General features: G+C 64.6%; 10 protein-coding genes. 5 read left to right on the forward strand and 5 right to left on the reverse strand.

Going from position 1 to position 12,012, the window contains the following annotated elements; translation table 11 throughout:
- The first annotated feature begins 4 nt into the window (after positions 1-4).
- The 5 genes from atuC (at position 5) to OEG79_RS12400 (ending at position 6,712) form a co-directional block, all read left to right on the forward strand.
- A complete protein-coding gene (gene atuC, locus OEG79_RS12380; protein WP_264145314.1) occupies positions 5-1,621 on the forward strand; it encodes a geranyl-CoA carboxylase subunit beta in 1,617 nt (538 codons plus the stop codon).
- A gap of 39 nt (positions 1,622-1,660) precedes the next feature.
- Positions 1,661-2,821, forward strand: coding sequence for a citronellyl-CoA dehydrogenase (gene atuD / locus OEG79_RS12385; protein WP_264145315.1), 1,161 nt, complete (start codon positions 1,661-1,663; stop codon positions 2,819-2,821).
- Between the two features lie 94 nt (positions 2,822-2,915).
- Complete coding sequence (gene atuE, locus OEG79_RS12390; protein WP_264145316.1) at positions 2,916-3,713, forward strand: isohexenylglutaconyl-CoA hydratase; 798 nt, start codon at positions 2,916-2,918, stop codon at positions 3,711-3,713.
- 82 nt (positions 3,714-3,795) lie between these two features.
- On the forward strand, positions 3,796-5,784 hold the full coding sequence (locus OEG79_RS12395; protein ID WP_264145317.1) for an acetyl/propionyl/methylcrotonyl-CoA carboxylase subunit alpha: 1,989 nt from the start codon (positions 3,796-3,798) through the stop codon (positions 5,782-5,784).
- 103 nt (positions 5,785-5,887) lie between these two features.
- A complete protein-coding gene (locus tag OEG79_RS12400) occupies positions 5,888-6,712 on the forward strand; it encodes an SDR family oxidoreductase (RefSeq protein ID WP_264145318.1) in 825 nt (274 codons plus the stop codon).
- Positions 6,713-6,839: 127 nt separating this feature from the next.
- On the opposite strand, the gene OEG79_RS12405 is transcribed toward OEG79_RS12400, so the two are convergent.
- The 5 genes from OEG79_RS12405 to OEG79_RS12425 all read right to left on the reverse strand — a co-directional run bounded on the left by OEG79_RS12405 (position 6,840) and on the right by OEG79_RS12425 (position 11,897).
- Entirely contained in the window at positions 6,840-7,331 is a 492-nt protein-coding gene (locus OEG79_RS12405) for a hypothetical protein (RefSeq protein ID WP_264145319.1), read from the reverse strand.
- Positions 7,332-7,421: 90 nt separating this feature from the next.
- Positions 7,422-8,102 carry a hypothetical protein gene (locus OEG79_RS12410; protein WP_264145320.1) on the reverse strand — a complete coding sequence of 227 codons (681 nt, stop codon included), beginning with the start codon at positions 8,100-8,102 and terminating at the stop codon, positions 7,422-7,424.
- Positions 8,099-8,671 (reverse strand): RNA polymerase sigma factor, encoded by a 573-nt coding sequence (locus tag OEG79_RS12415; RefSeq protein ID WP_264145321.1) that lies wholly within the window; start codon positions 8,669-8,671, stop codon positions 8,099-8,101. Before OEG79_RS12415 ends, OEG79_RS12410 begins: the two co-directional genes overlap by 4 nt.
- Positions 8,668-10,365, reverse strand: coding sequence for a vWA domain-containing protein (locus tag OEG79_RS12420; protein WP_264145322.1), 1,698 nt, complete (start codon positions 10,363-10,365; stop codon positions 8,668-8,670). The genes OEG79_RS12415 and OEG79_RS12420 overlap by 4 nt, the downstream gene beginning before the upstream one ends.
- 86 nt (positions 10,366-10,451) lie before the next feature.
- The gene (locus OEG79_RS12425; RefSeq protein ID WP_264145323.1) at positions 10,452-11,897 is read right to left on the reverse strand and encodes a PLP-dependent aminotransferase family protein; all 1,446 of its coding nucleotides are present in this window, start codon (positions 11,895-11,897) and stop codon (positions 10,452-10,454) included.
- Positions 11,898-12,012 lie beyond the last annotated feature (115 nt).

Here is a 12,012-nt window from a genome sequence, read left to right on the forward strand (position 1 = left end):
TGCGATGCCGGTGATTCAATCCGAAATCGATGTACATGGTGACAGCTTCGCGCAGAACCGCGATGCCATGCTGGCGGCCATTGCCAGCTTCCGCGACGTGGAGAAGAAGGTTCTGGACAAGGCCGCCGAGGCCAAGCCCAAGTTCGAAAAACGCGGCCAGCTGCTGCCGCGCGAGCGCATCAACCTGCTGCTCGACCCGGGCGCCCCGTTCCTCGAACTGTCCTCCCTGGCCGGCTATAAGCTGCACGACGACAAGGACGGCACCCAGGCCGGCGGCGGCATCATTGCCGGTATCGGCTATGTCGCCGGCGTGCGCAGCCTGATCCTGGCCAACAACAGCGCGATCAAGGGCGGCACCATCTCCCCCACCGGTCTGAAGAAATCCCTGCGCATGCAGCAGATCGCCGTGGAGAACAAGCTACCGATCATCACCCTGGCCGAGTCCGGTGGTGCCAACCTCAACTACGCCGCCGACATCTTCGTCGAAGGTGCACGCGGCTTCGCCAACCAGGCCCGCATCTCGGCCATGGGCATTCCCCAGGTGACCGTGGTGCACGGCTCGAGCACCGCCGGTGGTGCCTACCAGCCGGGCCTGTCCGACTACGTGGTCGTGGTGCGCGGCAAGGCCAAGATGTTCCTCGCCGGCCCGCCCCTGCTCAAGGCCGCTACCGGTGAGATCGCCACCGATGAAGAACTGGGCGGCGCGGAAATGCACGCCCAGGTCGCCGGTACTGCCGAGTACCTGGCAGAGAACGATGCCGATGGCGTTCGTCTGGCCCGCGAGATCATGTCCATGCTGCCGTGGAACCTGCAGCTGCCGGCGCGTCCGCAAAAGACCTGGCGCGAGCCGCTGTACCCGGCCGAAGAACTGCTCGGCATCGTTCCGGCAGACGCCAAGAAACCCTACGACGTACGCGAGATCATTGCCCGCATCGCCGACGGCTCCGAGTTCCTCGACTTCAAGAACGAGTTCGACAGCCAGACCGTCTGCGGCCACCTGCACATCGAAGGCCAGCCCTGCGGCATCATCGGCAACAACGGCCCGATCACCCCGCGTGGCGCGGCCAAGGCGGCTCAGTTCATCCAGCTGTGCGAGCAGAGCAACACGCCGATCCTGTTCTTCCACAACACCACCGGTTTCATGGTCGGCACCGAGTCCGAGCAGAACGGCGTGATCAAGCACGGTTCCAAGCTGATCCAGGCCGTCGCCAACTGCACCGTGCCGAAGCTGACCATCGTCGTCGGTGGCTCCTACGGCGCCGGCAACTATGCCATGTGCGGCCGTGGTCTGGACCCGCGCTTCATCTTCGCCTGGCCCAACAGCCGCACCGCGGTAATGGGCGGCGCCCAGGCCGGCAAGGTGCTGCGCATCGTCACCGAGGACAAGCACCGCAAGGAAGGCAAGGAAGCCGATCCGAAGATGCTCGACATGCTGGAAATGGCCACCGCGCAGAAGCTCGACAGCCAGTCCACTGCGCTGTACGGCACCGCCAGCCTGTGGGACGACGGCCTGATCGATCCGCGCGACACCCGCCGCCTGCTCGGCCTGCTGCTGGATGTCTGCACCGAGGCGCAGATCCGCCCGCTCAAGTCCAATACCTTCGGCGTAGCCCGCCTGTAACCTCTTCGACCAAGAACTCCGCAAGCAAGGACAAGAACAATGAACTTCACTCAAGAACACGAAGAACTGCGTCGCACGGTCAAGAACTTCGTCGATAAGGAGATCAACCCCTACGTCGAAGAGTGGGAGAAGGACGGCCGCTTCCCCATGCGCGAAATCTTCAAGAAAGCCGGCGACCTGGGTCTGCTGGGCATCTCCAAGCCGGAAAAGTTCGGCGGCATGGGCCTGGACTACAGCTACTCCATCGTCGCGGCCGAAGAATTCGGCACCGCTCACTGCGGCGGCGTGCCGTTGTCGATCGGCGTACAGACCGATATGTGCACCCCGGCCCTGGCCCGCTTCGGTTCCGACGAGCTGCGTGAGCAGTTCCTCGCCCCGGCCATTGCCGGCGACATGATCGGCTGCATCGGCGTGTCCGAAGTCGGCGCCGGCTCCGACGTGGCCGGCCTGAAGACCACTGCGCGCAAGGACGGTGACGACTACGTCATCAACGGCGCCAAGATGTGGATCACCAACAGCCCGCAAGCCGACTTCATGTGCCTGCTGGCCAATACCAGCGACGACAAGCCGCACGTCAACAAGTCGCTGATCGTGGTGCCGATGGACAGCAAGGGCATCAGCCTCAGCCCGCACATCGAAAAACTCGGCATGCGCAGCTCGGAAACCGCTCAGGTGTTCCTCGATGAAGTACGCGTACCGCAGCGTTACCGCATCGGCCACGAAGGCGCCGGTTTCATGATGCAGATGCTGCAGTTCCAGGAAGAGCGTCTGTTCGGCGCGGCCAACATCATCAAGGGTCTGGAGCTGTGCGTCGACCAGACCATCGAGTACTGCAAGCAGCGCCACACCTTCGGACAACCGGTGATCGACAACCAGGTCGTGCACTTCCGCATGGCCGAGCTGCAGTCCGAGATCGAAGCCCTGCGCGCTCTGGTCTACCAGGCCACCGAGCAGTACGTGAAAGGCCGCGACGTGACCAAGCTGGCCTCCATGGCCAAGCTCAAGGCCGGTCGCCTGGGTCGTGAAGTTACCGACAGCTGCCTGCAGTACTGGGGCGGCATGGGCTTCACCTGGGACAACCCGGTATCGCGCGCCTACCGCGACGTGCGCCTGGTCTCCATCGGTGGCGGCGCCGACGAAATCATGCTCGGCATCATCTGCAAGATGATGGGCATTCTGCCGGGGAAAAAGAAAGGCTGAGCCACGATGGCGGGTGGATACACCCGCCTTCTACCCAGAGACCGCCTTGTAGAAGCGGCTTCAGCCGCGAACCGCCGAAATCGAAGGAACTCCGATGAGCGAACTGCCCCACTGCGAAACCCTGTTGCTGAACCTCGAAGGTGGCGTGCTGCACGTCACCCTCAACCGTCCGGACAGTCGCAACGCCATGAGCCTGGCCATGGTCGGCGAACTGCGCGCCACCCTCGAGTCCGTGCGCCATGATCCGAATGTGCGCGCCCTCGTTCTGCGCGGCGCCGGTGGCTACTTCTGCGCCGGCGGCGACATCAAGGACATGGCCGGCGCCCGCACCAAGGGCGGCGACGCCTACCGCGAACTGAACCGCGCCTTCGGTGCGCTGCTGGAAGAAGCCCAGGCCGCCCCGCAGGTACTGGTAGCGGTGCTGGAAGGCGCCGTGCTCGGCGGCGGCTTCGGTCTGGCCTGCGTCTCCGACGTGGCCATCGCTACCGCCGGCGCCAAGTTCGGCCTGCCGGAAACCACGCTGGGTATCCTCCCGGCGCAGATCGCGCCCTTCGTGGTGCACCGCATCGGCCTGACCCAGGCCCGCCGCCTGGCCCTGACCGCCGCCCGCTTCGACGGAGCCGAGGCCCTGCGCCTGGGCCTGGTGCACTACTGCGAGAACGATGAAGCCGCCGTGCAGCAGCGACTGGACGAAACCCTGGAACAGATCCGTCAATGCGCGCCACAGGCCAATGCTCAGACTAAAGCCCTGCTGCTGGCCAGCGAACGCGAAACCCTCGGCCCGCTGCTTGACCGCGCCGCCGAACAGTTCGCCGCCGCCGTGACTGGCGCCGAAGGTATCGAAGGCACCATGGCCTTCGTGCAGAAGCGCAAGCCGAAGTGGGCTCAATAGAAACTCCTCCCCCCCAAGGGATAGAGAACAAATAGACCGTAGCCCGGATGCAATCCGGGGATTGCCCCACAGGAGCACACAGATGCCCGCATTCAACAAGATTCTGATCGCCAACCGTGGCGAGATCGCCTGCCGGGTGATGCGCACCGCCAAGGAACTCGGCTACCGCACCGTGGCGGTGTACTCCGAGGCCGACGCCGGCGCGCGCCATGTGCAGGTGGCTGACGAGGCCGTGTGCATCGGCCCGGCCCAGGTCAATCAGTCCTACCTGGTGATCGACAACATCATCAATGCGGCGAAGAAGACCGGCGCCGACGCCATTCACCCGGGCTACGGCTTCCTCTCCGAGAACGCCGACTTCGCCCGCGCCTGTGAAGCCGCAGGCATCGTCTTCATCGGCCCGACCGTCGAAGCCATCCACCTGATGGGCTCCAAGCGCCTGTCGAAGATCGCCATGATCGAGGCCGGTGTGCCCTGCATCCCCGGCTACGAAGGCTCGGCGCAGGATGACGAGACCCTGATCAGGGAAGCCGAGCGCATCGGCTACCCGCTGATGATCAAGGCCAGCGCTGGCGGCGGTGGCCGCGGCATGCGCCTGGTGCACCAGGCCAGCGAACTGTCCGAGCAGATCCGCACCGCCCGCTCCGAGGCGCAGAACGCCTTCGGCTCCGGCGAGCTGATCCTCGAGCGCGCGGTGATCCGCCCGCGTCACGTGGAGGTCCAGGTGTTCGGCGACCAGCACGGCAACATCGTGTATCTGGGCGAGCGCGACTGCTCGGTGCAGCGCCGTCACCAGAAGGTGGTCGAGGAAGCGCCCTGCCCGGTCATGACGCCGGAGCTGCGCAAGGCCATGGGCGAAGCCGCGGTCAAGGCGGCCGCCAGCGTCAACTATGTCGGCGCCGGCACCGTGGAGTTCCTCCTCGATGCCTCCGGCGAGTTCTTCTTCCTGGAAATGAACACCCGTCTGCAGGTGGAACACCCGGTTACCGAACTGATCACAGGACAGGACCTGGTGGCCTGGCAGATCCGCGCCGCCGAAGGCCAGCAGCTGCCGCTGACCCAGGACGAGATCCAGCTCAACGGCCACGCCATCGAGGTGCGCCTGTACGCCGAGGATTCGGCCAACAACTTCCTGCCGCAGACCGGCCGCGCCCTGCGCTGGGCACCGGAACTGCTGGACGGCGTGCGCATCGACCACGGTCTGGTCGAAGGCCAGGAAGTCACGCCGTTCTACGACCCGATGCTGGCCAAGGTCATCGCCTACGGCGCGACCCGCGAAGACGCCCGGCGCAAGCTGGTCCGCGCACTGGAAAACTGTGTGCTGCTGGGCGTCAACGGCAACCAGCGCTTCCTCGCCAACCTGCTGAGCAACGCCGAGTTCGCCGCCGGCAACGCCACCACCGCGTTCATCGCCGAGCACTTCGCCAGCGATGAAAGCCTGACCCCGCAGGCCCCGGCCGCCAACGAACTGGCCATCGCCGCCGCCCTGCTCTATCAGAGCTCGGCCAACGGCACAGCCCACCAGGGCGGCCTGGCCGGCTGGCGCAGCGCCGGCAGCGCGCCGTGGCGCTTCGTCCTCAAGCAGGGCGAAACCAAGCATGCGGTGGAGCTGGACGTGCTGGGCAGCGGTACCCAGGCGCACCTCAGGGCCCGTGTCGGCGAAACGGAGCTGGAACTGAAACTGCTGGCCAGCGATGGCCGCTGGCTGACCCTGGAGCAGGACGGCGTGCGCAGCCGCCGCGCCTATCACCTGGACGGTGACAAGGTCTGGCTGTTTGGCCACTTTGGCAACCTCGAGCTGCTTGACGTCACCCACGAGCCGGCCGGTGGCCAGAACGCCGCCAGCAGTGGCGCGGTGAAAGCACCGATGGATGGCGCCATCGTCGACGTACTGGTCGAGGAAGGCGCCCGCGTCAGCAAGGGCCAGCTGCTGGTGGTGCTCGAAGCGATGAAGATGGAGCACCCGCTCAAGGCTGGTGTCGACGGCACCGTTCGCCGGATCGGCATCGCCAGGGGCGACCAGGTCAAGAGTCGCCAGCTGCTGGTGGAGATCGAAGCCGACGAAGCCTGATCACTTCCCTTGATGCGTCACCCCGAGCCCCGCTCCAAGGCCTCACCAGAGGCCCTTGGGCGGGGCTTGGTCTTTTCCGTGCAACCGCCTGTGTGGAGGCCTTATGTCGCTCAACGGTAAAACCCTTTTCATCACCGGCGCCAGCCGGGGTATCGGCCGCGAGATCGCCCTCAAGGCTGCCGCCGATGGCGCCAACATCGTCATAGCGGCCAAGAGCGCCAAGCCGCATCCAAAACTGGAGGGCACCATCTTCAGTGTCGCAGCCGAAGTGGAAGCGGCTGGCGGCAAGGCCCTGGCCCTGCAGCTGGACGTGCGTGACGAGCGGGCCGTGGCAGCCGCCATGGCGCAGGCCGCCGAGCATTTTGGCGGTATCGATGCCCTGGTCAACAACGCCGGGGCGATCAAGCTGGTGGGCGTGGAAAAACTCGAACCCAAGCGCTTCGACCTGATGTACCAGATCAATACCCGCGCGGTGATGGTCTGCAGCCAGGCCGCACTGCCCTATCTGAAAAACAGCGCGGGCGGGCATATCCTCAACCTCTCCCCACCACTCAACCTGGACGCCAAGTGGTTCGCCCAGCACGGCCCCTACACCGTCACCAAGTACGGCATGAGCATGCTCACCCTGGGCATGAGCGAAGAGTTCAGGAAGTACGGCATCAGCGTCAATTCCCTATGGCCGAAGACCATGATCGCCACCGCCGCCATCGAGTTCGAACTGGGCAGCCGCGACGCCTTCAAGCGCGCCCGCACACCGGCGATCATGGCTGACGCGGCCCATGTGATCCTCTCCAGTCAGGGCCGCAGCATCACCGGGCGCCTGCTGATCGACGAGGACATTCTGCGCGAACAGGGCGTCAGTGATTTCGAGCAGTACCGCTTCGATCCCGCCGGCGGCAGCCTGGTGCCGGACCTGTTCGTGGATTGAACAGCGCTGGATATGACCGGCCTCTTCTCCACTTGGGAGAGGGAATGCGTTTTCGACTTCGTAGCCCGGATTTCATCCGGGCTACGTACGGGGCTGCCTTGGGCGCTGCAGCGTTACCGCCTCTGAGCTACTGCTTGAACTCGAACTGCAGCTCGGCACCTTCAATGGAGTCCCAGTAGTCATCCACGTGCTCGTTGCTGATCAACCGACCGCTGATCTGGAACGGACTTTCGACTTCGGTTTTCTCACCAAACAATGGCGGCAACAGTGGGGCAAGTTCATCGCGGGTCTCGCTTTCCAGCGCCTGCTCGAACAACTCCTGCGGCAGGCTGAGATCCAGCGCCGGTTTGGACTCGGACTCTGCCGGCTTGGGTTGCGGCACCACGGCGGGCCCGGGCTTGGCGGCGATGGGCTCCCTGGCGGGGGCGGCAGGCTTGCTTTCGACCGTTCTGGCAGGCGATGCCGGCTCGACAGGCTCGGATTTGCCGGCTGGTGCGGGTTCGGGTGCGGTAATTGCTGCGGGCTCTGGCTGGGCATGCTGCGCAACAGGCTCGGACGCGCGCTCACAGGCGCTCAGCCAGGCCAGGCTCAGCAACAGGAAAATGGTCTTACGCATCATGGAAGAAGAGTAACTCGATCAGTAACGCGCCCATGCTCCCCCGCCTGGGCGCGTCTGACAAGCTGGCTTACAAGACTTTTACCCGGCAGCTCATTCAGCTGACGGCTCACTGAGATGCTCGAGCTCGGCTTCGATATCCAGTTGCGGGTAGTCGGCCTGCAATTGTTCCAGCAACCGCTGCGCCTCCTCCTGCTTATCGGTGTTGCGCAGCTCCAGCAGACGCAGCAGCGCCTCGCGCGGTTCGCTCTGGATCACCAGTTCGGCCATCGGAGCGATTGCGGCGGTGCTGGCCATCGGCGTATCGGCAACTGCAGCAGGCGCCACCGGCCGTGCCATGGCCTCAGCCTTGAGGCGCTCCAGGGGCATGGCCATGCGCGCCATCGGCTCGCTCTCGGCTGCACGCTTGGCTGCCATGGGCGCAGGTGCTGGCACGGCCGGGCTCATCGCCACACTGGACGGCACTGCGTCGAAGGCATCCGGTGTCTGCTCCAGCGTGCGCCAGGTCAGGCTGACGCCGATCCCGACACAGGCCAGCCCGGCGACGGCAACCGACCAGCGCTGGCGACCACTGCCGAACAGCCATTGGTGCAAACGCTGCGTCCAACCGGCGTTGTCGCTGTCGATCTGGGCCTGCTGCGCTTCACGGGCCGCCGTACTGGCCGCGGCCAGGATACGGGCATCCAGCTCGGTCGAGGGTTCGCCGCTGCCATGGGCACGGAAATGCGCCAGCAGCTCCTGTTCGTGATCCAGCGGTTCTCGTTCGTGGGTCATGCGGACAACTCCTCGGTGGCCAGCAGCCGGCGCAGTTTCTGCAGGGCATAGCGCAGACGGCTCTTGACCGTCTCGGCAGGCGTGCGGGTCAACTCGGCAATCTCGTTCAGTTCCAGGTCGCCATGAGCGCGCAGCAGGAACACCTCGCGCTGGTCTTCCGGCAGGTCGGCCAATGCCGCCTGCAACCGCTCGCTATCACGGCTCAGGCCCCACTGCTGCTCAGGGCCCGGCTGCGGGTCGGCCTGGGCGTGCTGGCCTTCGTCGTATTCGTCATGCCCGGCCTGATGACGACCCGCCTTGCGCCAGTGGTCGATCAGGCGATTGCGGGCGATCTGGTACAGCCAGGTCTTGAACAGCACCGCCTCGCGCTGCTCGCTCTGACTGCGGATCAGGCTCATCCAGGTTTCCTGAAACACTTCCTCGGCCAGGGCATGATCGCCGCACAGGCCAAGCAGAAAACGGAACAGGCCCAGCCGATGGCGCTGGTACAGCACATTGAAGGCCGCGGCATCGCCGCGCCGGTAACGCCGCAATAAAGCGGCGTCGTCATCCGTGAGAGGTGCGTTCACTGCTGAACTCGTACTGGTGTGGAGCCGGAAGTTTGCAGGCTCTGGGCAATTTCGGCCAGCTGGATGAATTCGCCGCGCAGGCCGAAGCGATCCTCGCCCCTGGCCGAGCGCGCCAGTTCGATGCTTTGCGCCAGACCGAAGTCGCCCATGTAACGACCGTCCTTGAGCTGCTGGGCGAAGGCGGCAACCGCCGAGGCGAAACGCAGATCCTCGCTGGCGGCGTTCATCGGCTTGGCCTCGTCACGCGCGATGGGGCGCTCCAGCAGTCGACTGCTCGCCTCGCCCGGCACCTTGTAGCGAATCCGCAACCAGGCCAGTTCGCCACTCCCGCTCACGGGCTGGGCATTGCTCTGATAGCGCAGCGGCTCCAGCCAGCCCTTGCCACCTGCCGGGACGATCTCGTAGAGCGCAGTGACCGTGTGACCTGCGCCAATGTCGCCGGCATCGACCTTGTCATTGCTGAAGTCCTCGCGCTTGAGGGCGCGGTTCTCATAGCCCAGCAGCCGATATTCGCTGACTTCGGCCGGGTTGAACTCCAGCTGCAGCTTCACGTCGCTGGCCACCGTAGCCAGGGTCGAGCCGAGCTGATCCACCAGCACCTTGCGCGCCTCGCGCAGGTTGTCGATATAGGCATAGTTGCCGTTGCCTGCGTCGGCCAGTTGCTCCATCAGGCGCTCGTTGTAGTTGTCCACGCCGAATCCCAGGGTAGTCAGCGAGACGCCGCTCTTGCGCTTGTCGGCGGCCAGCTGCTTGAGACTGTCGAAGTCGCTGATACCTACGTTGAAGTCACCATCGGTGGCCAGCAGGATGCGGTTGATACCACCGTCGATCAGGTGCTTGCTCGCCTGCTGATAGGCCAGCTGGATACCCGACTCGCCCGCCGTCGAGCCAGCAGCAGTCAGTTGATCGATGGCCGCGCGAATCTTTGCCTTTTCGCTGCCTGGCGTGGAATCCAGAACCACCTGGCTGTCTCCGGCATAGGTGACCAGCGAGACGCGGTCCTGCGGACGCAGCTGGTCGACCAGCAGCTTCAGCGTGCCCTGCACCATTGGCAGGCCTTCGCGGCGATGCATCGAGCCGGACACGTCGACCAGAAACACCAGGTTGGCCGGAGGCAGCTCATCCACGCTGCGGTCCGACGCCTTGATGGCGATACGCAGCAGGCGCGTCTGCGGGTTCCACGGTGTCACCGCCAGCTCGGTGCTGACGCCGAAAGGTACGTCTCCCTGCGGCAACGGATAGGCATAGGGGAAATAGTTGACCAGCTCCTCCAGGCGTACCGCGTCCTTCGGCGGCAGTTGCCCGCCATTGAGGAAGCGCCGCACGTTGGCATAGCTGCCGGTATCGACATCGATGCTGAAGGTCGATACCGGCGTCTCGGCGACGGCGAACACCGGGTTGTCGGCATAGGCCTGGTACTGCTCACGTGACACGTCACGATAGCTCGGCGGCAGGATATCGGAGATGGGAGCCGGCGCGTAGGCCAAGGTCGCCATACGCTTCCGACTGGCCTCGACAGGCATCGCTGCAGCAGGAGGAATAGCCACACGCTCAGTTACGAGCGACGGAGCCTCCAGCCTGGCCTGCACCTCGGGCTCCGGGCCGGAGCCACTGCACGCGGCGAGCAGCAACAGGGTGCCAGCCGGGAAGCCGACGGCAAACGGACGAACGAGCAACGAGGAACAAGCGGACATGGAGCACCTCCTGAGCAATGGCACGAGACCTTCGCTCAGGTAGACGCAGCCCTTCGATGATTCGGGTTAAACCGGGACGCAACTATTCACTCGCCCCAGGAACCGCCCGCCTCCTGACATAGCTGCGTTGCCAGCATGCCCAGGGTCATCAGCGCCCTCTCCGCCTCGCGGTTCCACGGGATACCGCAGTTGAGGCGCACGCAGTGGTTGAACTGCTCGGTGTTGCTGAAGATCAGCCCCGGTGCGATGGAGATGCCCTGTTGCAGGGCGCGCACGTGCAGGTCCTTGGTGTTGACCCGCGCCGGCAGGCTGACCCAGAGAATGAAGCCGCCCTTGGGTCGGGTCATCTGCGTACCGGCAGGGAAATACTGCTGCACTGCCAGCTGGAAGGCGCTGAGATTCTTGCGATACTCCTGACGGATATGCCGCAGGTGGCGGTCATAGCCACCATTTTCCAGGTAGGCCGCGACCGCCATCTGCGTGACGCTGCACGCCGAATGGGTGGAAAAGGTCTGCAGGCGCTGGACCTCGTCCTGATACTTGCCGGCCACGATCCAGCCGATGCGCACCCCTGGCGAAAGCGTCTTGGAGAAGCTCGAGCAGTAGATCACCCGGCTGTCGCGATCATGCGACTTGAGCGCCTTGGTCGGCCCCTGTTCAAACATCAGCTCGCCGTAGATGTCGTCCTCGACGATCTGGAAATCGTAATCGCCGGCCAGGCGCAACAGCTGACGCTGCCGCTCCTCGGGAATGGTGCCGCCCAGCGGGTTGGACAACCTGGCGGTGAGCACCAGCGCCTTGATCGGCCACTGGTTGGCCGCCAGTTGCAGCGCTTCCAGGCTGATGCCGTTGGTGGGGTCACAGGGAATCTCGATGACCTTGAGGCCCAGCAGATCAGCCAGTTGCAGCCAGCCGTAATAGGTCGGCGACTCCACCGCAATCAGATCTCCCGGCTTGGTCGTCACCCTCAGCGTCATCTGCATGGCATCCACGCAACCGTGGGTGATCACCACTTCGGACGGATCGACCACCACGCCGGCATCGCGCATGCGGATCGCCACCTGGCGGCGCAACGGCTCGAAACCGGGGCTGAACATGTAGCTGAAGGCGCGCGGGCTGTGAAAACGGGTGACTTTGGCCAGCTGCTGGTGCAACGCGCGCACCGGCAGGTAATCGACATGCGGCACCGCGGCGCCCAGCGGAAATACCCCCTCGCGACGGGACTCGGTAAGCACCTGATTGATGATGCTGGCGCGAGTGACCAGGCCTGGCCGCTCGACCTTGGCGATATCCGGTGTCGGCGCTGTCAGCGCTGGCGTCTGGTGCACGTAAAAGCCGGATTGCGGGCGCGCGCGGATCAGCCCCTGATCCTCGAGGTTGGCGTACGCCTGCAATACCGTGGCGTGGCTGACATTGAGCTGGGCGCTCATCTTGCGAACAGAAGGCACCCGTTCGCCCGGCTGGTAGACACCACGACGAATATCTTCGGCCAACTGCTGGGCGATACGTTGATAGAGCAGCAGGTTGGTCATGGCGATATCCTCCGGGTCACTGGAGCATAACAGTAACCTATTGCTACACAATTGTACCGGCACAGATGCAATCTGTTTTTCCTATGCAGCGAAACCTGCAGAGCGGTACATAGCC

Origin of the sequence: Pseudomonas sp. Z8(2022) (genome assembly GCF_025837155.1) — a bacterium.
Lineage (GTDB): Bacteria > Pseudomonadota > Gammaproteobacteria > Pseudomonadales > Pseudomonadaceae > Aquipseudomonas.